This is a genomic window from Xanthomonas sp. 1678 (assembly GCF_031455575.1).
Classification (GTDB): Bacteria; Pseudomonadota; Gammaproteobacteria; order Xanthomonadales; family Xanthomonadaceae; genus Xanthomonas_A.
The window spans coordinates 84,590-104,729 of the sequence record NZ_JAVDSZ010000013.1; the positions used below are offsets into that span (position 1 = coordinate 84,590).

Genomic DNA, 20,140 nt, shown 5'->3' on the forward strand with positions numbered 1-20,140 from the left:
TGCCGTGGCGCCACCGTTGCCGCCCACCACCGCTGCCGCCGCGGGCGCCGCACCCGCGCCAAACGAAACCGGCCGCCTTGCGACGGCCGGTCGGGTCGATCGGGCGGTGACGCGGTCTACTTCGTCGCGGCGGCGTCGGGCAGGGTCCAGGCGATCACGCTGTCGCCGGGCTTGGTCTCCATGCGGTCGTGGCCGCCGATCGCGGCGACGATGTACTGCTTGCCGTCGACCGTGTAGCTCAGCGGCGCGGCCTGCGGGCCGGCCGGCACCCGCACTTCCCACAGCAGCTTGCCGGTCTGGGTGTCGTAGCCGCGCAGGAAGTTGTCCAGCGCCGCGCCGATGAAGGTGACGCCGCCGGCGGTGGCCAGCGAGCCGCTGTTGTTGGGCGTGCCCAGCTCGAACTTCATCTTCGACGGGATGCCCATCGGTCCCTGGTCGTAGCCGGTGCCCAGCGGCCGCCGCCAGATCACCTGCTGGGTGCGCAGGTCCACACCGGAGACGTAGCCCCACGGCGGCGCGATGCACGGCGTGTTCAGCGGCGACATCCACGGCTCCTTGCGTGCGCCGTAGGCCAGGCCTTCCTGGGCCATGTAGCCGGGCGTCTTGCTCTTGCCGTTGAACACCGAGACCACGCCAAGCTCGTTCATCTCCTGCCGCGGGTACACGTTCTCGGTGTACGGCAGGCGATTGCTGTTCATCACCATGATGCCGCGCTGCAGGTCGACCGACACGCCGCCCCAGTTGATGCCGCCGTGGTTGCCGGTGAACGACAGCGAGCCGCCCAGGCTGGGCGGGGTGAACATGCCTTCGTAGCGCAATTGCTTGAACTGGATGCGGCAGGCCAACTGGTCGAACGGGGTGATGCCCCAGGCATCGGACTCGACGATGGTCTCGTAGTCCTTGCTCGGCGCGCCGACCGTGTTGGGCATGCCCGGCGACACCGGCTGGGTCTTGGCGGTCCAGTCGCCGTGGTCGGTGCCCTGCGGCACCGGGATCTGCTGCACCGGCATGATCGGCTTGCCGGTCTCGCGGTCGAGCACGAACACCTGGCCGGACTTGGTCGCCTGGATCACCGCCGGGCGGGTGCCGCCGCCGGGAACCGGGAAATCGACCAGGTTCGGCTGCGGGCCGATGTCGTAATCCCACAGGTCGTGGTTGACGGTGCGGAAGTGCCAGCGTTCCTTGCCGGTGGCCGCGTCCACCGCGACCAGCGAGGCGGTGTATTCCTCCTCCTGCGGCGTGCGGCCCTTGCCGAAGAAGTCGCCGGCGGCGTTGCCGGTGGGCAGGTAGACCAGGCCGAGCTCGTCGTCGGCGGCCATCAGCGACCACACGTTGGGGGTGGAGCGGGTATAGGTCTGGCCGGCCGGCGGCGCGGCGTCGATCGCCGGGTTGCCCAAGTCCCAGGCCCAGCGCAGCTGGCCGCTGACCGCGTCGAAGGCGCGTACCACGCCCGACGGCGCATCGCGTTCCTGGCCGTCGCGGACCTGGCCGGTGGGCTGGATGACCACGCCGCGCATCACCACCGGCGGCGAGGTCGGGCCGACGAAGCCGGGCTTGGTGTTGCCGGTGTCCTTGTTCAGATCGACGTAGCCGTGGTCGCCGAAGCTCTCGCACAGTTTGCCGGTGGCGGCGTCGAGCGCGCCCAGGCGGCCGTCGACCATCGGCCAGAAGATGCGCTTGGCGCATTCGGCGACCGGCGTGGTGGCCTCGAAATAGGACACGCCGCGGCAGGTGGTGGCGGCGACGCCTGCCATCGCCTTCGGATTGGTCTTGGGATCGAAGCGCCAGCGCTCCTTGCCAGTGGTGGCCTCGACCGCGATCACCTTCTGCGTGGGGGTGCAGATGTAGACCAGATCGCCGACCTTCAGCGGCGTGTTCTGGAACGCATAGCCGAGCTTGGAGCCTTCCGGCTTGAGGTCGCCGGTATGGAATTCCCAGGCGATCTTCAGGTCCTTGACGTTGTCCGGGGTGATCTGCGCGCCGGGGCTGTAGTGGTTGGACAGGTTGGAACCGGCATAGGCGGTCCAGTTGCCGGCATCGTGGTTGGCGGCGACGTTGCCGTCGGGGCTGTTCACCGCGGCGCGGCTGAACGCGGCCTGCGGGCGCTGCGCGGCCAGCGCCGGATCGGCCAGCTGCACCGTGCGCGGGAAGAACAGCGGCACGAACACCAGCAGCGCGCCCAGCACCGGCAGCACCCCGGCGACCAGCACGTAGCCCGGGCCGGACAGCGGCGCCAGGCGCCAGCGCGCCACCTTCCAGAACGGCAACAGCAGCAGACCGAGTACCGAGATCATCGCCAGGCGCGGGATCAGCGCCCAGCCGTCCAGGCCGACCTCGGCCAGCGCCCAGGCGATGGTCGCCGCCAGCGTCGCGCCGAACAGCCACAGCCCGGCGCGGCGGCCGAGCGCCAGCAGCACGCCGGACACGGCCAGCGCCAGGCCGGCCAGCAGGTAGTACCAGGAGCCGCCGACGGCGACCAGTTGCCCGCCCATGAAGGCGAGCGCGATGCCCACTAGGGCGATGACCACGGCATAGGCGGCGAACAGCCAGTGGCCGGGTCCGTGTTTCGGGGTGTGATCGTTCATGGGGATGGGGGAGCGTCTGACGGGGACCCGGAGGCGTCGCGGTGCGGCGGAGGCGGGTCGTGGAGGGAGCAGGCGAGGGCATGGCCGCATCGGCGGTGGTCCTGCGCACAACGGCAACATCGCGCTACCCCTCCCAGGGTGCAGAAAAGCGCGGTGCGTAGGCGTAATTTTAAGGCCCGCAGGTCATCGGACCGTGACGGCAGGGGGAAACCTTCCGTCCCGCGGTGCGCGATGCCGAGCAGCAGCGGGATTGGGATTGGCGTCTCGCCGTGGCGGGGCCGCAGGTTCGGGCGACCGAGTTGTTGACATCGTCGCTGCTCCCATGACCTATGCTCCAGCCACGTTGCGCCGACCCAAGAAGGATCTTCGATGGCCAATTCGCCGACTGTTCGACTCCCCAGCGATCCGCTTCATCCCGACCACGAGATGTACCAGCGCCTGTTGACGGGCGTACAGGACCTGCATCGCGGCACGCCCGAGCAGAATGCCAACCTGGCGGCTGCCTTGTACGCCGATCTCCGAACGCGGCAACCGCATATGGCAGCGCGCGATATCGAGCGGGTCGTGGCGGGCGATCCGGGTGCGTCACCACCTTCCGTGTTCGCCCTGCCGAGGGCGGGTTACCACACGCACGATCCCGATCCTGCGGCATTGCGATTCGGCGCGCCGATGGACGCCGCGTCGCGGCCTGCGCAGCAATCGCTGGCGCCGTTCGGACGCCAAACCACGATCGGTCAGGACGGCTTCCTGACCGATCCGGGCATCACCCGCACGCCGGTCGCCAAAATCGAACATGGGGCCATGCCGCAGGTGAATGGCATCGTGTTGCACCGGACCGAATCGAGTACGGCGGCAGGCACACTGAATACATGGCGGACGCGCGCGGACGCGACCGGTGCCCACTTCCTGATCGACACCGACGGCACCATCCACCAGACCGTCAGCGTCGACAGGCAGGCCTGGCACGTGGGCCCGGTGCGCTCGCGCGGCGAAGTGGAGGGTACGACCACGCCGGGCGACCAACGCGAACTCGATGCCGCCAGGGGCGCGACGCCGGAGTGGCGGGGGACGGCGGTGCGGGCGGTCAGCGGCATCGAAGCCACGCGGCCATATCCCGAGCGCTATCCGACCAACGGCGACAGTGTCGGTATCGAGGTCGTCGGCCGATACAACGCGGCGACGCAAACATGGGACGCACCGACAGCCGCGCAGACGGCGTCCATTCAACGGCTGGTGGGAACCTTGCAGAACAACTTCGGGCTAAACGACCATGACGTGTATCAGCACGATGTCATCTCTCGCAAGACTCCTGGGGAAGGCGCAGGCCTCTATACGCCTGCCACGCCTGCCACGCCTGCTGCTCCTGCTGCCGATGCTCCTGGGATGTCACCCTCAGGCCCGACCCGATAGCGGCGCGGCGGACGTGAGCGTCCTGGAGATCGCGAAAGCGGTCTACCAGCCGGCGCCCGGCGCTGCCAGGCTGGCCGGGGAGCAGGCGATGTGCAGCGCCTGGTCGCTCGACAGGAAACAGGCGGAATCCTTCTTCGGCCTGAGCAAGGAGCTGGGAGAGGGAGAACTGCACGACTTCGACTGGCTGCCCTGCTCGATCAAGGGGCGGGTGCAGGCGCAGGGGCGCGTCTGGGAGTTCGAGATCAATGCCGCGGGTACCAGTACCTGGCGCAACGGCGACCAGGCGCGGATGCTGGGGTGCTCGCAAGCGGCGTGCGAGCCGTTCGTGGTGTTGATGCCGGACGCCAGCGGGCAGTAGTCGCGCCAGCCGGTCCGGATCGCGACACTTGCTACGAATGGTTGAGGAAGCGATACGGCAGCGGCAGGTTATGCCCATTGCGAGAGCCCGTTTCCTGCCTTTCGACGCTGTCGCGTTCGGCGGGACCGACGTCGCGCCGGCTCCGTGGCCTCAGCGTTCCAGCGCCTGCAGGTAGCGCTGCCGCCAGACGCCGATGTCGTTCTTGCGCAGGTGCTCCATCATGGTCTGCCAGCGTTCGATGCGCTTGGCCTTGGACAGCGAAGCGGCGGTGGCGATCGCGTCGGCGACGCCGTCCAGGTCGTGCGGATTGACCAGCAGCGCTTCCTTCAGTTCGTCGGCGGCGCCGGCCAGCAGCGACAGCACCAGCACGCCGGGATTCTCCGGGTCCTGCGCGGCCACGTATTCCTTGGCCACCAGGTTCATGCCGTCGCGCAGCGGCGTCACCAGGCCGACCTGGGCGGCGCGGTAGAAGCCGGTCAGGGTGGCGTGGGTGAAGTTGCGGTTGACGTAGCGCAGCGGCGTCCAGTCCGGTTCGGCGTGGCCGCCGTTGATGTGCCCGGCGATCTGCTCGAGCTGGTTGCGCAGTTGCTTGTACTCGGCGACGTCGCCGCGCGAGACCGGCGCGATCTGCAGGTAGGTGAGGCTGCCGCGCTGGTCCGGATGCCGTTCCAGGTAGCGCTCGAAGCCGAGGAAGCGCTCGGGCAGGCCCTTGGAGTAGTCGAGCCGGTCCACGCCGATCGCCAGCTGGCGGTCGCGCAGGCTGCTGCGCAGGTCGCGCACCGCCGGCTTGGCCACCGCCGCGCGCGCCTGCTGCGCGATCAGTTCGGTGTCGATGCCGATCGGGAACTTCTCGGCGCGGAAGCGGCGCCCGCCGGGCGCTTCCAGCACGCCGTCCTTGATCACCTTGCCGCCGCCGAACAGGCGCACGTAGGCCTGGAAGCGGTCCACGTCGCGCTGGGTCTGGAAGCCGACCAGATCGTAGGCGTAGAAGCCGGAGAACAGCCGCGCATGGTCGGGCAGGGCCTGGATCAGGTCCGCCGAGGGGAACGGCACGTGCAGGAAGAAACCGATCTTGCAGCCGATGCCGCGCTCGCGCAGCAGCGAGGCCAGCGGGATCAGGTGGTAGTCGTGGATCCACACCGTGTCGTCGTCGCGCAGCAGCGGCGCCAGCTTCTCGGCGAACATCGCGTTGACCCGGCGGTAGCCCTCGCGGGTGGCGCGGTCGTAGTCGACCAGGTCCAGGCGGAAGTGCAGCAGCGGCCACAGCGTGCGGTTGGCGAAACCGTTGTAGTAGGCGTCCAGGTCGGCGCGGTTGAGATCCATGGTGACGAAGCGGATGTCGCCCTGGGTCTGCTCGTGCATCGCGCCGCTGTCGCCGCGCACGGTTTTGCCGCTCCAGCCGAACCACACTCCGCCGCGTTCCTTCAACGCGGCGAGCAAGCCTACCGCCAGGCCGCCGGCGCGGTTCTCGCCGGGCAAGGCCACGCGGTTGGATACCACCACCAATCTGCTCATGATGCCTCCTGCCAGCTGCGCGACAACCGCATCGCGGCGATGATCAACCCGACATGCGAATAGGTCTGCGGGAAATTGCCCCAGGCCTCGCCGTTGTCGAAGGCTAGATCCTCCGACAGCAAGCCCAGGTGATTGCGGCGCGCGAGGATGCGCTCGAACAGTTCGCGCGCCTCGTCCTTGCGCCCGATCGCGGCGAGCGCGTCGATGTACCAGAACGTGCAGATGGTGAAGCTGGTTTCCGGCTCGCCGAAATCGTCCGGCGCCACGTAGCGGTACAGCGCATCGCCATGCTTGAGGTCGCGGCCGATCGCCTCGACCGTGGCGACGAAGCGCGCATCGTCCGGGGCGATGAAGCCGATGTCGGCCAGCAACAGCAGCGAGGCGTCCAGCCGATGGCCGTTGAAGGTATCGGTGAAGTGGCCGCGCTCGGCGCTCCAGGACTCGGCCAGCACCCGCGCGTGGATGGTGTCGGCGCGCTCGCGCCAGTAGGCCACGCGCGCATCGATGCCCAGCCGCGCGGCGATCTTGGCCAGGCGGTCGCAGGCGGCCCAGCACATCGCGCTGGTGTAGGTGTGCACCTCGGCGCGGCCGCGGAATTCCCACAGGCCGGCGTCGGGGACGTCGTGCAGCGCGAACGCGCGCTCGCCCAGCGGCTCCAGGCGCAGGAAGGTGTCGGCGTCGCCAGGGTCTTTCAGGCGCAGGTCGAAGAACAACTGGGTGGAGGCCAGCACCACGCTGCCGTACACGTCGTGCTGCTTCTGGATCCAGGCCAGGTTGCCGCGCCGCACCGGGCCCATGCCGCGGTAGCCGGCCAGCGATTCGACCTCGTGCTCCTCCAATGCCGCCTCGAAGCCGATGCCGTACAGCGGCTGCAGGCTGCCGTCGGTGGTGGCGATGTTGAAGATGTAGCCGAGGAACTGTTCCATGGTGCGGGTGGCGCCGAGCCGGTTCAGCGCGCGCACCACGAAGGCGGCGTCGCGCAGCCAGCAATAGCGGTAGTCCCAGTTGCGCGGAGTGTCCGGCGCTTCGGGGATGGAGGTGGTCATCGCCGCGATGATCGCGCCGCTGTCTTCGTACTGGCACAGCTTCAGGGTGATCGCGCTGCGGATCACCGCGTCCTGCCAGTCCAGCGGCACCGACAGGTAGCGCACCCATTCGCGCCAGTATTCCTCGGTGCGTTCCTGCGCTTCCTGGATGTAGCCGGTCAGCGAGCGGGTCAGCGATTCGTCCACGCCGAGCATCAGGTTGACCGGGTGGTTGAGCACGAACGGCAGTTGGTCGCGGATGAAGCGCACCGGCACGTCGGTGGTCAGGCGCAGGGTGAAGTCCGGCAGCAGCCAGCGCACGTGGTTGCTGCCCCAGGTGCTTTCCGGCTGGCGCGCGCCCCAGTCGGCCAGCGGCCGCGCCAGCACGCGGATGCGCGGGTTGCCGGACAGCGGCCGCACCTGGCGGATGATGCTGACCGGACGGTAGAAGCGGCCGTGGTTGCGCCAGCGCGGCGCGAAGTCGATCACTTCCACCGCGCCGCCGTGCGCGTCGCGCAGCACGGTGCGCAGGATCGCGGTGTTGGCCAGATAGTGCTGTTCGCTGTCGACGAAATCCTCCAGTTCGATGCTGAAATCGCCGCCGGGGTGGTCGCGCGGGGACAGCAGCGCGCAGAACGCCGGATCGCCATCGAAGGCGGGCAGGCAACTCCACACCACGCGGGCCTGCTTGTCGACCAGTGCGCCGAAACTGCCGTTGCCGATCACGCCGAGGTCGAGGTTGGGGGAGCTCATGGAGCGGGCAGATCCTTGTGCAGGGGCGGGGAGAAGGCGAGGGCGGGTCGGGCGGCGCGCGCGGGCAGGCCTGCACGCGCCGTCGTACGCGCCGCGCTCATGCGGCGTTGTCGCGCAGCCATGCGTGCACGCCATGTGTATCGGGCAATGCGAACGTCGCCGCGCTGTGTTCGCGGGCGCCGACCAGCACGCTCCAGCCGCCGGCGCGGTTGGCCGCGTCGAAGCCGAATTCGTCGGTGAGGTCGTCGCCGACGAACACCGGGCGCCGGCCCTGGAACGGCGGATGCTGCAGCAGCGTGGTCACCGCCTGGCCCTTGTCGCTGCCCTCGGGCACGAACTCGACCACGTGGTCGCCGGGTTGCAGTCGGTAACCGGGCAATGCGTCCATCTGCGCCTGGGCGAAGGCCAGCACCTGCGCGCCGGCGTCCGGCGCGGCGCGCCAGTGCAGCGCCAGGCTGGCGCCCTTGTCTTCGATCAGCACGCCCGGGTGCGCCTGGCGCAGGTGCGCGGCGCGCTGATGCAAGCCATGCAGCCACTGCGAGGTGTCGGCGGGCATCGCCGCGCGCGCGTTGATGTCGCTGCGCAACTCGTGGCCGTGCAGGCCGGCCGCCGGCAAGCGCAAGGGCGCGAACAATGCGTCCAGCTGCGCCAGCGGCCTGCCGCTGACCAGCGCCAGCGCGCCGTGCAAGCGGTCGCTGATGCGGCCGATCGCCTCGCGCACCTCGGGCAGCAGGTGCACGCCGTCGGGACGGTCGGCGAACGCGATGAGGGTGCCGTCCACGTCCAGGAACAATGCGCAGGCATCGTCCAGGCGCGGCGGCGGCGGTCGGAGGGGGAGCGCATCAGCCATCCATTCATCATGAACGAGACAGCGTTAGCGTCAGGTGGAGCGGCGCACGACCCAGGCCGCTAACGCAGAAATCGGGCGGATCCGCGTCCGATACCAATGCAGGGGCGCACGCGCCCCTGCATTGGAAGATGCCGCCGATTCGCGCGCGATATCGCCGAATCGCTTTGCCGAGTCCCGGGTCCCGAGTCCCGCGTCAAAAGGTAAACCGCACCCGCCCGTAGTAATAAGCGCCATTGCTGCCGATCGGCGACAGCACGTCGTAGGGCAGGTTGCCGAAGTAGTGGATGTCTTCGTTGGAGCGGTCGGAGTAGTTGTCGGTGAGGTTCTGCCCGCCCAGGGCCACGCTCCACTGCGGGGTGATGCGGTACTCGACCTCGGCGTCGAGCTGCCACTCGGCGCCGTAGGTCTGCCGCGGCACGAAGCCGCCACCGAAGTCGAACACGCGTGTCGCGCTGCCGTAGCGGCTGACGCGGGTCTGCAGCGCCCAGCGGTCGTTGCTCCAGTTCGCCGCGAACTGCGCGCGGGTGCGCGGGGCGGCGTCGGTCAGGGTGTTGCTCTCCTCCACGCCGAACAGCACGTAGTCCGGATTCAGCGCCAGCAGCTGCGCCGGGGTGGCGACCACGTTCTTCAGCTCGGTCTTGGCGTAGCTCCAGGTGCCGGTCAGCTGCAGCTGGCCGTTGCCCAGCGCCTGCCGCCAGTTGCTGACCAGCTCGGCGCCGCGGGTGCGGGTGTCGGCGGCGTTGACGAAGAAGCTGGCGCTCTGCAGGCCGCTGACGCCGAAGTTCTGCGCCACGAACGCGGTCAGCGCGTCGCCGCTGATGTCTTCGGACAGCGCGATGCGGTCGTCGATGTCGATCTGGAACAGGTCCAGCGACAGGTCGAAGTGGGAACCGATGCGGCTGGTGAAGCCGAGGCTGTAGTTCAGCGACTTCTCCGGCTTCAGTTCTTTCGCGCCCAGCGCCTGCGCGATCGGGTTGTTGACCGACAGCAGCCGGCCCTGCTGCAGCTGGCCGGCGGCGTCGTAGCCGGTGGAGGTGGCTTCGTAGCCGATCTGGCTCAGCGACGGCGCATGGAAGTTGTTGGAGATCGCGCCGCGCAGCGCGAACGCCGGCACGAACTCGTAGCGTGCGGCCAGCTTGCCGGTCAGTTCGCCGCCGAAATCCTGGTAGTGCTCGTAGCGCGCGGCCAGGTCGGTGGAGAACTTGTCGCCGAACTGGCTGGACAGGCTGGCGTAGGCGCTGGCGACGTTGCGCGACAGGTCGGCCGCGTCCTGCGGGGTCAGCCCGCCGCCGGCCTGGGCGCCGGTGGGACGGTCGGTGAAGGCGCCGGCGGCGTAGCTGGCCGGGTCGCCGGGACGGGTGCGGTAGTGCTCGCGGCGAAATTCCACGCCGCTGCCGAAGCTGTGGGTGGCGCCGGCCGCGTCGAAGCTGCGGCTCAGGTCCAGGTTGGCCACGCTCTGCTCGAAGGCGTAGTCGCCGGTCTTGAAGCGGGTCGTGCTGCCCGGGCCGAGCGAGGCGTTGAGCGAGTTCTTCAGCCGGTAGGTGAAGTCGTTGCGGCCGTAGTCGAGGCTGGCGTCGTACGCCCACTCGCCCCATTGCCCGCGCGCGCCGGCCACGCCCTGCAGGTCGCGGTTCTCGCCCAGCGACACCGGGCGGTAACCGTTCGGGTAGACCTCGGTCCAGTTGGCGTCGCTGTCGGGATAGCGGAAGTAGTTGGCGCCCTGCGTGTCGCGCTGGTTGTAGGTGCCGAAGAAATAGAACTCGCTGCTCTGGCCGAACGGCAGCTTGCCGTTGATCCAGGCGTTGAGGTCCTTGCTGGCGCCATCGCCGAGCACGTAGTTGCGCTTGCCGGCCAGGGCCAGGTTGGCCGGGGTCTGCGCTTCGAACGGCGGGATCTGGTCGTAGCCGGCGCGGTTGGTGCCTTCGCGGTTCTTCAGTTCCAGGCCGACCTTGAAGAAGCCGCCGTCCTCGCCCAGGCGGGTGCCGACCTTGGCGCTGGCGTAGCTGGTCTGGCCGTCGGTGACGGTGCGGTCGATCGGCTGCACGTCGGTGTGGTGGGCACCGAAGCTGGCTTCCAGTGCGCCGCTGTCCGGGTCGTCGTCGAGGATCACGTTGATCACGCCGGCCACCGCATCGGAGCCGTACTGCGCGCCGGCGCCGTCGCGCAGCACCTCGATGCGCTGGATCGCGCTGACCGGGATCGCGTTGAAGTCGACCGGGGTGGTGCCCTTGCCGATCTTGCTGTCGGTGTTGACCAGCGCCGAGGTGTGGCGGCGCTTGCCGTTGACCAGCACTAGCACCTGGTCGGGCGAGAGCCCGCGCAGCTGCGCGGCGCGGATGTGGTCGGCACCGCCGGAGTTGGACTGGCGCGGGAAGTTGAACGACGGCAGCAGCGCCTGCAGCGCGCTGCCCAGCTCGCCGTTGACCACGCCGGCCTTGCGGATGTCCTCGGCGCTGAGCACGTCGACCGGCGCGGTGGACTCGAGCACGGTGCGGCCGCTGGCGCGGGTACCGGTGACGATCACCGTGTCCAGGTTGGTCGCGGCGGCGGGCTCGGCCTGCTGCGCCAGGGCGGGGGCCGACAAGGCCAGGGCGATGGCCAGGCTCAGCGGCCGGGCGAACGGGTACGACATGGGGGCTCTCTCCTGCGGTGGCGCGAAGACCGGCCGCGGCGGTGGTCCATGCGCCGCGGACGATCGAATTTGGTTACATCCATCCGGATGAAGCGATATATTAGCTTATCGTTAACGCGGCCGCGAGCCGCCCGATCCGCTGCGTTTGGCATGAGCTGATGCCCGGCGGTTATCGGGTGCGCGCGGCCGCCGTCGCCTACCATCCCGTCTTTCCGTTCGCTTCCGAGACCTGCCGATGCTGCTGCGTGCCCCGTTGCTTGCCGTGTTCCTGGCCCTGACCGCCTGCGCCAGCGTGGCGCCGTCTGCTTCCACCGCGCCGGCCAAGGTCGCTGCCGCCATGCAGGGCGATGCCGCGCGGCCGGCGCAGGCCAGCGGCTGGGTGCGCAGCGAGCTGTACTTCGGCGTCGGCGAGGAGAGCGGCCCGGCCGACCGCCCGCAGGCCGAGCCGATCAGCCAGGCGCAGTGGCGCGCGTTCCTGGACAAGCAGGTCACGCCGCGCTTCCCCGACGGCCTGACCGTGTTCGACGCCTACGGGCAATGGCTGTTCCGCGGCGCCAAGGAACCGAACCGGCTCAACACCAAGGTGCTGGTGATCCTGCACGAGGACACGCCGCAACGCCGCGCCGACATCGAGGCGATCCGGCTGGCGTGGAAGCAGGCGACCGGGCACCAGTCGGTGCTGTGGTCGCGGTCGCCGGTCGAGGTGTCTTTCTGAAGCCGGGACTCGGGACTGGGGACTCGGGACCCGGAACAGCGGGGGCGATGACGTTCTCGATTCGTCGGGACGATCTGTCCGGTGTCGCGGTGCGTGCGCTGCTGGAGTACCACCTGCAGCAGATGCATGCGCAGTCGCCGCCGGGCAGCGTCTATGCGCTGGACCTTTCCGGGTTGCAGCGTCCGGATGTGACTGTGTGGAGCGTCTGGCGCGGCGATGCGTTGGCCGCGGTTGGTGCGTTGCGCGTGCTGGACGATGGCGGCGGCGAACTGAAGTCGATGCGCACCCATCCGGAGTTCCTGCGCCAGGGCGCGGCCGCGGCGCTGCTGGAGCACATCGTGGCCGCCGCGCGCGGCGCCGGCCTGCGCCGGCTGAGCCTGGAAACCGGCAGCGGCGCGGCCTTCGACGCGGCGCTGGGCCTGTACCGGCGCCGCGGCTTTCGCAATGGACCGGCGTTCGCCGATTACGTGCCGAGCGCGTTCAACCAGTTCCTGCATCTGGCGCTGTAGCCGCGGCGCACGGGCGCAGGCCGGGATGCTGCATCCCTGTTCGCGCGCCAATCGGCAAGCGCCGCTTCCATTACCATCCATCGATCCCTCACCTAGCCATCGCCCGCATGCCCAGCATCGCTCCTCCTACGTCGCGCCCGCGCTGGTTCGTTGCCGGCGACCTCAACGGTTTCTTCGGGCTGGTGGTCGACAACCTGTCGATCCTCGGCTTCATCACCATGGCGCTGGTCGGGATCTTCCAGTTCCCGGCCGAGGTGATCTACACGCGGATGATTCCCGGCACCGCCTTCGGCGTGCTGATCGGCAATCTGCTGTACACGTGGATGGCGCGCAGGCTGGCCGCGCGCAGCGGGCGCAGCGACGTCACCGCGATGCCGCTGGGCCTGGATGCGCCGACCAGCATCGGCATGGCGCTGCTGGTGCTGGGCCCGGCGTTCGTGCACTACAAGCAGCAGGGTCTGGATCCGCAGGCCGCGGCGATCGCCACCTGGCACCTGGGCATGGCCTCGCTGGTGGTGATGGGCGTGCTGAAGACGGTGCTGTCGTTCTTCGGCGACGCGGTCACCCGCGCCTTGCCGCGCGCGGCGCTGCTCGGTTCGATCGCCGGCATCGCGCTGGTGCTGATGGGCTTCCTGCCGCTGCTGGAGACGCTGCGCGCGCCGCTGGTCGGGCTGGTCGTGCTGGGCCTGCTGCTGTACGTGCTGATCGCCAAGGGCCGGCTGCCGTACGGCGTGCCCGGCGTGCCGCTGGCACTGGTGCTGGGCACCGGCCTGTACTACTGGTCGAACGCGGCCGGTTTCGGCATCCCCGGCTACCAGGCGCCGCAGTGGGTGGCGCCGCAGTTGGTGCTGCCGTGGCCGAGCCTGGGCTTCGTCGCCGGCCTGCCCGACACCGTGCCGTTGCTGCCGCTGCTGCTGCCGTTCGGCCTGCTGATGGTGGTCGGCGGCATCAACGTCAGCGAGAGCGCGCGCGCCGCCGGCGACGACTACCGCACCCGCGACATCCTGCTGGTCGAGGCCTGCTCGACCCTGGTCGCCGGCATCTGCGGCGGCGTCGCCCAGACCACGCCCTACATCGGCCAGCCGGCGTACAAGCACATGGGCGCGCGCAGCGGCTACACGCTGCTGACCGGGTTGTTCATCGGCCTGGGCGGCATGCTCGGCCTGGTCGCCGGACTGGTGCAGTGGCTGCCGCTGGCGGTGCTGGCGCCGATCATCGTGTACGTGGCCATCGACATCACCACCCAGGCGTTCCAGGCCACGCCCAAGCGCCATGCCGGGGCGATGGTGCTGGGCTTCCTGCCGTCGGTGGCCTACCTGCTGGCGATCAAGGCGCCGGGCTGGATCCCGGCGGACAAGCTGGCCGCGCTGACCACCACGCTGGACGGCCACGGGTTGCCCGAGCTGGCGGTGATCTTCACCCTCGGCAACGGCTTCATCATTACCGCGATGCTGTGGACCGCGGCGGTGGCGGCGATGGTGGACGGACGCCTGCGCCGCGCCGCGGTGTTCCTGCTGGTGGCGGCCGGGTTGACCCTGTTCGGCTTGATCCATTCGGTGGATCCGCGCGGCGGCATCTACCTGCCGTGGACGCTGAGCGGCCTGCCCAAGTTGATCGCCTGGCAATTCGTCGGTGGCTACGTCGCCCTGGCCGCGCTGCTCGGCCTGCTGTCGTTGCAGAAACCGCGCGCGGTGGTGGTGGACTGAACGTTCCGCGGCCGGCATGCTCGGCCGCCCAACCGCAACAGGGATGTCGCACATGACCCCACGCTTCGTTCCGCTGGCCGGCCTGGCCCTGGCGGCGCTGCTGCTGGCGCCGGCCGCGTCGGCCGCCTCCTTCGATTGCGCCAAGGCCGCCAGCCCGATCGAGCGGCTGCTGTGCGGCGACGCGAATCTGAGCCATCAGGACGAGCAACTGGCCAACGGGTACGCCGCCCTGCTGGACAGCGCGCCGCGTGCCCAGGTCGCCGCGTTGCGCAGCGCGCAGCGCGCCTGGCTCACGCAACGCAATGCTTGCCTGCAACAGGCGCAGCCGGTGGCCTGCGTGCAGCGCGCCCAACTGGCGCGGATGCGGGAGTTCGACACGCAGAGCGCGGCGCAGGCGGCGCGCCTGGACCGCATCGTCGCCCGCATCCCGAGCGCGCCGGCCGCCGCCGCCGCGCAACTGCGCGACTACGACGGCGCACTGGCCTCGGCCTGGTTGGCGTACCTGCAGCGCTTCGAACCCGGCGCCGGGGTCGGCGCCAAGGAAGCGCAGACGCGTTTCGCCCGCGCCGCCACGGCATTGCGCGCGCAGGACGAGTTCGCCGCCTCGCTGCTCGACGACCTGCGCAAGGATCCCAAGACACCGGCGGGCGAGGTCGAATTGACCCTGCTGCGCAACTGGATCGAGCGCAGCGGCTACGACGATGGCACGCGTCCGTACGTGCACTGCTTCGTGTTCGCGCGGCAGGGCGAGTTGGCCTATGCGGCGATGGGTCCGCTGTACGGCTCCTCGCGCGACGGCAGCGCGCCGCTGTGCGCACCGCAGGGCGGCCTGTTCGATCTGCCGGCCTGGACCGAACTGCGGGCGGCGTTCGAGCCGGCGATCGCCACCGTCTCGGGCGACGCGGGCACGATCCGCTTCGCCAGCTATGCCGGGTGGCGCGTGCAGGAACTGCGCGCGACCGTGTCGCCGCTGGATTTCCTGCAGGCGGCGAAGGTGCCGCGGGCGCCCGATCCGCTGCCGGCGATCCGCGCCATCCGTGGCGAGACGCCGTGGCCTGCGGCCGCGCGCAAGGCCGCGCTGGCGGCGGTGCCGGCGGCGCGCATCGCGACCGCGGCGTGGCTGGTGCAGCACAAGCGGTTGCCGGCCGCGCAGGCCGACACGGTGGCCGCGGCGATCATCGCCGACTGGGTCGGGTCGCGGCTGGACTTCATCGACGAAAACACGGTGGAGCAGTAGCGCGCGGCATGGCACGCGCCGGCCGCACGCCGTGCGGTGTGGCTTAACGCCGCCCCACTCGCCGCGGAACCAGGACCGCCGCACCGGGTCACACCCCTGTGTTCCGCAAGAGGTGCGATCCCATGCAGACCCGACACGCGCGCTGGCCCTGGGCCGTGGTGGCGCTCGCCATGCTCGCGGCGGCCGCCTGGCTGTTCCGCGACAACCTGGGCGGTCTCGGCACGCCCGCCGCGCCGCCGCCTCCTGCCGCGGCACCCGCGGCGGGCACCGCGCCAGCGGCTGCACCTGCACCGGCCGCTCCGCCGCCGCCGATCCAGCATCCCATCGCGCCTGACGACCCCGCTGCCGCCGACGCGGCGATCCCGGCGTTGGCCGACAGCGACGCGGCGGCGTGGGCCGAGCTGGTGACGCTGGCCGGCAGCGACGGACCGCTGGCGCTGCTGATCCGCGACCATCTGGTCCAGCGCGCGGTGACCATGATCGACAACCTGCCGCAGCGCCGCGTTGCCGCGCGCACCCTGGCAATGAAGCCGGTGCCTGGACAGCTACAGGTCGACACCGATGCGGCCGGCGCCAGTACCATCGCGGAGGCCAATGCGCAGCGCTACGCGCCCTACGTGCAGGCCTTCACCCACGCCGATGCTGGCGCCGTGGTGACCGCGTACCGGCGCTTCTATCCCCTGTTCCAGCAGGCGTACGTGGAGCTGGGCTATCCGCAGGGTTATTTCAACGACCGCCTGGTGCAGGTGATCGACCACCTGCTGCAGACCCCGGCGGTACCCGCTGCGCCGGCGGTGGTGGCCGATGCGCGCACCGGCAAGTACCGCTTCGCCGATCCTGCGCTGGAGTCGCTGTCGGTCGGGCAGAAGGCGCTGCTGCGCCTGGGGCCAGCGCAGGCCGAGGCGGTGCGCAAGCAACTGCGGGCGATCCGTGCGGCGTTGATCCGGACCTGAGGACCAGGCCGGCTTCGGTACCGTCGTTGTGGAACGCCTTAGCATTGCTGCAAGAATCATGTGGGAGCGACTTCAGTCGCGACGGGCTTCACCGGCAATGCCCGTCGCGACTGAAGTCGCTCCCACAACAGGCATCGCGCTGAGCCCGGCCCAAATGCAGATTCCGTGATCCGCCACGCCGTCACACCTCACCCATCCAACTCCGGATAACGCCGGAAGATCCCGTTGTCGTTGAACGGCAGGCGCCGCGCCGAGGCCAGGTAGGCGGCGACGCCGGGGCGCTCGGAAACGCGCTGCTGCAAGGCGCGCAGTTGCGGCAGCTTCGGCGAGAGTTTCTTCATCGCGCCGGGGAACGCGTAGTCCAGTCCGCTCATCAGCTGGAACAGCGACAGATCCACGTAGGAATGCTCGCGCAGCGCATGGCGCCCGCCGCCCTGGACCAGCACCTGTTCGAAGTAACCCAGGAACTTCGGCAGCCGCTGCGTGCGCAGGTCTTCGGCGCGACGCCGCGCTTCGGGCTTCTGGTCTTCGTAGTACAGCGCGCTGGCGATGGGGTGGTGGCTGTCGTGGATCTCGGTCACCAGATCGGCGATGGTCAGCTGCAGTTGCAGCGCCTGCAGGCGCCGCGACTCGCTGTCCGGCACCAGCCCCAGCGGCGGACCCAGGTAATGCAGGATGTTGGCCACCTGCGCGATCACCTGCCGCCCGGCCTTCAGGAACGGCGGCGCGAACGGCCGTGCGCCCGGCTGCTCGCCATCGAGAAAGGGCTGCAGCACGGCGTCGCCTTCTTCGCGGGCGACGTCGCGGTAGGCCGCGCCGGCATCCTCCAGCGCCAGCCGCACGAACTCGCCGCGGCCCTGGATGCCGGTCCAGTAATAGAGTTCGTAGTGCATTGCGGCTCCTGTGCAGGATCGTTCGGAATGCGCAGGGTAGGGGCACTACCGGTAGCGGCGTGTGACCGCGGTGCGACGGACTGCGCCCGCAGGAGCATCCGGCGCATGCGGGCATCGCCGGATGCGTACCGTAGCGGGAGCCGTGCTGCGGCGGCGATCGCGCGGGCGGTCAGGCCCGCGTTGCAGCCCGTGGCGCGCGCCGGGCGCGACTCCCGCCGATCCCTGCGGCGAGCGGCCCGTGCGTCGCGAGGGTGTATACAGGCGGTCCCGGCGGCCTTGAAACATGCCGCGCCAACCGCATCTGACTAGCATGCCGGCACGGCCGGCCCTTCATTCAGAGGAACTTCCCGATGCGGATGGACAAGCTCACCTCGCGTTTCCAGCAGGCGCTGGCCGACGCCCAGTCGCTGGCCGTGGGCCGCGACCACACCATCGTCGAGCCGGTGCACGTGTTCACCGCGCTGCTCGACCAGTCCGGCGGCAGCACCCGGCCGCTGCTGGCGCAGGCCGGCGTCAACGTGCCGGTGCTGCGCGAGCGCCTGGGCGAGGCGCTGGACAAGCTGCCCAAGGTCAGCGGCCAGCCCGGCAACCTGTCGATCGGCAACGACCTGAGCCGGTTGCTCAACCAGACCGACAAGCTGGCGCAGCAGCACAACGACCAGTTCATCGCCAGCGAATGGTTCGTGCTGGCCGCGGCCGACGACGCCGGCGCGCTGGGCCTGGCGCTGCGCGCTGCCGGCGCCGACAAGAAGAAGCTCGAAACCGCCATCGACAAGCTGCGTGGCGGCGAGACCGTGCAGTCGGAGAGCGCCGAGGACCAGCGCCAGGCGCTGGAGAAATACACCATCGACCTCACCGCGCGCGCCGAGAGCGGCAAGCTGGATCCGGTGATCGGCCGCGACGAGGAAATCCGCCGCACCATCCAGGTCCTGCAGCGGCGCACCAAGAACAACCCGGTGCTGATCGGCGAACCCGGCGTCGGCAAGACCGCCATCGTCGAGGGCCTGGCCCAGCGCATCGTCAACGGCGAGGTGCCCGAAGGCCTGCGCGGCCGCCGCGTGCTGTCGCTGGACATGGGCGCGCTGATCGCCGGCGCCAAGTTCCGCGGCGAGTTCGAGGAGCGGCTCAAGGGCGTGCTCAACGACCTGTCCAAGACCGAAGGCCAGGTGATCCTGTTCATCGACGAACTGCACACCATGGTCGGCGCCGGCAAGGCCGACGGTGCGATGGACGCGGGCAACATGCTCAAGCCGGCGCTGGCGCGCGGCGAGCTGCACTGCATCGGCGCCACCACGCTGGACGAGTACCGCAAGTACATCGAGAAGGACGCGGCGCTGGAGCGGCGCTTCCAGAAGGTGTTCGTCGGCGAACCGACCGTGGAGGACACCATCGCCATCCTGCGCGGCTTGAAGGAGCGCTACGCGGTGCACCACGGCGTGGAGATCACCGATCCGGCGATCGTCGCCGCGGCCACGCTGTCCAACCGCTACATCAGCGACCGCCAGCTGCCGGACAAGGCCATCGACCTGATGGACGAGGCCGCCAGCCGCATCCGCATGGAGATCGACTCCAAGCCGGAGGAACTGGACCGCCTGGAGCGGCGCCTGATCCAGCTGAAGATCCAGCGGGAAATGCTGAAGAAGGAAAAGGACGAGGCCTCGCGGCAGCGCCTGGCCGACCTGGAAAGCGACATCGACAAGCTCGAACGCGAGTTCTCCGACCTCGACGAGGTGTGGAAGTCGGAGAAGGCCGCGTTGCAGGGCGCGACCAGGATCAAGGAGCAGATCGAGCAGGCACGGGTCGAACTGGAAGCGGCGCATCGGCGCCAGGACTACGCCAAGATGAGCGAGATCCAGTACGGCCTGCTGCCGAACCTGGAGAAGCAACTGGCCGCGGCCGGCGATGCCGAGCATCACGATTTCACGCTGGTGCAGGACCGGGTCACCGCCGAGGAGATCGCCGAGGTGGTGTCGCGCTGGACCGGCATTCCGGTCAGCAAGATGCTCGAGGGCGAGCGCGACAAGCTGCTGCGCATGGAAGACGAGCTGCACCGGCGCGTGGTCGGCCAGGAAGAGGCGATCAAGGTGGTGTCCGACGCGGTGCGGCGCTCGCGCGCCGGCCTGTCCGATCCCAACCGGCCCAGCGGTTCGTTCCTGTTCCTGGGCCCGACCGGCGTCGGCAAGACCGAACTGTGCAAGGCGCTGGCCGAGTTCCTGTTCGACAGCAGCGACGCGATGATCCGCATCGACATGAGCGAGTTCATGGAGAAGCATTCGGTGGCGCGGCTGATCGGCGCGCCTCCGGGCTACGTCGGCTACGAAGAGGGCGGCTATCTGACCGAGGCGGTGCGGCGCCGGCCGTATTCGCTGATCCTGCTCGACGAGGTGGAGAAGGCGCACAGCGACGTGTTCAACATCCTGCTGCAGGTGCTCGACGACGGCCGCCTCACCGATGGGCAGGGCCGCACCGTGGACTTCCGCAACACCGTCATCGTGATGACCTCCAACCTGGGCTCGCACCAGATCCAGGAACTGAGCGGGGACGGCAGCGCGGAGGCGTACACGCAGATGAAGGCGGCGGTGATGGGCGTGGTGCAGGCGCATTTCCGCCCGGAGTTCGTCAACCGGCTGGACGACATCGTGGTGTTCCATCCGCTGGACAAGGCGCAGATCAAGTCGATCGCGCGCATCCAGCTGCACGGCCTGGACAAGCGCCTGGCCGAGCGCGGGCTGAAGATCGAACTCAGCGACCGCGCGCTGGAACTGCTCGGCAACGTCGGCTTCGATCCGGTGTACGGCGCGCGGCCGCTGAAGCGCGCGATCCAGTCGCAGCTGGAGAACCCGCTGGCGCAGCAGATCCTGTCCGGGCAGTTCCTCAGCGGCGACACGATCCGGGTCGATGCCGAGGGTGGACGCCTCGCGTTCGTGAAAGCCTGACGCGTTGCCGATCCTGGCCCACGGTGCGCTCGGCGACGGCCGAGGCACCGTCGGCGTGCGGCG

General features: G+C 69.7%; 14 protein-coding genes. 8 read left to right on the top strand and 6 right to left on the bottom strand.

The window, feature by feature from the left end; genetic code table 11:
- Positions 1-116: 116 nt before the first annotated feature.
- Entirely contained in the window at positions 117-2,546 is a 2,430-nt protein-coding gene (locus tag J2Y70_RS19355; protein WP_309921476.1) for a membrane-bound PQQ-dependent dehydrogenase, glucose/quinate/shikimate family, read from the bottom strand.
- Between the two features lie 408 nt (positions 2,547-2,954).
- Here J2Y70_RS19355 and J2Y70_RS19360 point away from each other — a divergent pair, with 408 nt between their 5' ends.
- Together J2Y70_RS19360 and J2Y70_RS19365 are read left to right on the top strand one after the other, a co-directional pair.
- Complete coding sequence (locus J2Y70_RS19360; protein ID WP_309921292.1) at positions 2,955-3,995, top strand: peptidoglycan recognition family protein; 1,041 nt, start codon at positions 2,955-2,957, stop codon at positions 3,993-3,995.
- Between the two features lie 13 nt (positions 3,996-4,008).
- Complete coding sequence (locus tag J2Y70_RS19365; protein WP_309921295.1) at positions 4,009-4,353, top strand: hypothetical protein; 345 nt, start codon at positions 4,009-4,011, stop codon at positions 4,351-4,353.
- A 150-nt stretch (positions 4,354-4,503) separates the two neighbouring features.
- On the opposite strand, the gene otsA is transcribed toward J2Y70_RS19365, so the two are convergent.
- The 4 genes from otsA to J2Y70_RS19385 form a co-directional block, all read right to left on the bottom strand.
- Positions 4,504-5,868 (bottom strand): alpha,alpha-trehalose-phosphate synthase (UDP-forming), encoded by a 1,365-nt coding sequence (otsA, locus tag J2Y70_RS19370; protein ID WP_263395434.1) that lies wholly within the window; start codon positions 5,866-5,868, stop codon positions 4,504-4,506.
- Positions 5,865-7,646, bottom strand: a complete 1,782-nt coding sequence (locus J2Y70_RS19375) for a glycoside hydrolase family 15 protein (RefSeq protein ID WP_309921298.1) — start codon at positions 7,644-7,646, stop codon at positions 5,865-5,867. Before J2Y70_RS19375 ends, otsA begins: the two co-directional genes overlap by 4 nt.
- Before the next feature lie 97 nt (positions 7,647-7,743).
- A complete protein-coding gene (gene otsB, locus J2Y70_RS19380; RefSeq protein WP_309921301.1) occupies positions 7,744-8,496 on the bottom strand; it encodes a trehalose-phosphatase in 753 nt (250 codons plus the stop codon).
- A 193-nt stretch (positions 8,497-8,689) separates the two neighbouring features.
- Positions 8,690-11,128, bottom strand: coding sequence for a TonB-dependent receptor (locus J2Y70_RS19385; protein WP_309921304.1), 2,439 nt, complete (start codon positions 11,126-11,128; stop codon positions 8,690-8,692).
- Between the two features lie 235 nt (positions 11,129-11,363).
- Between J2Y70_RS19385 and J2Y70_RS19390 the strand changes: the two genes are divergently transcribed.
- From J2Y70_RS19390 to J2Y70_RS19410, 5 genes are all read left to right on the top strand, one after another.
- Positions 11,364-11,843: a DUF3574 domain-containing protein gene (locus tag J2Y70_RS19390; protein WP_309921306.1), complete on the top strand. Its 480-nt coding sequence runs from the start codon at positions 11,364-11,366 to the stop codon at positions 11,841-11,843.
- A gap of 47 nt (positions 11,844-11,890) precedes the next feature.
- On the top strand, positions 11,891-12,352 hold the full coding sequence (locus tag J2Y70_RS19395) for a GNAT family N-acetyltransferase (protein WP_309921309.1): 462 nt from the start codon (positions 11,891-11,893) through the stop codon (positions 12,350-12,352).
- Positions 12,353-12,468: 116 nt separating this feature from the next.
- Positions 12,469-14,058, top strand: a complete 1,590-nt coding sequence (locus J2Y70_RS19400) for a hypothetical protein (RefSeq protein WP_309921478.1) — start codon at positions 12,469-12,471, stop codon at positions 14,056-14,058.
- 52 nt (positions 14,059-14,110) lie between these two features.
- Positions 14,111-15,295 (top strand): lysozyme inhibitor LprI family protein, encoded by a 1,185-nt coding sequence (locus J2Y70_RS19405; RefSeq protein ID WP_309921313.1) that lies wholly within the window; start codon positions 14,111-14,113, stop codon positions 15,293-15,295.
- A 122-nt stretch (positions 15,296-15,417) separates the two neighbouring features.
- Positions 15,418-16,248, top strand: a complete 831-nt coding sequence (locus J2Y70_RS19410; RefSeq protein WP_309921315.1) for a DUF3014 domain-containing protein — start codon at positions 15,418-15,420, stop codon at positions 16,246-16,248.
- A gap of 188 nt (positions 16,249-16,436) precedes the next feature.
- On the opposite strand, the gene J2Y70_RS19415 is transcribed toward J2Y70_RS19410, so the two are convergent.
- Positions 16,437-17,141, bottom strand: a complete 705-nt coding sequence (locus tag J2Y70_RS19415) for a glutathione S-transferase (protein ID WP_309921318.1) — start codon at positions 17,139-17,141, stop codon at positions 16,437-16,439.
- 350 nt (positions 17,142-17,491) lie between these two features.
- On the opposite strand from J2Y70_RS19415, the gene clpB reads away from it, so the two are divergent.
- On the top strand, positions 17,492-20,077 hold the full coding sequence (gene clpB, locus J2Y70_RS19420; RefSeq protein ID WP_309921322.1) for an ATP-dependent chaperone ClpB: 2,586 nt from the start codon (positions 17,492-17,494) through the stop codon (positions 20,075-20,077).
- Positions 20,078-20,140: the final 63 nt, after the last annotated feature.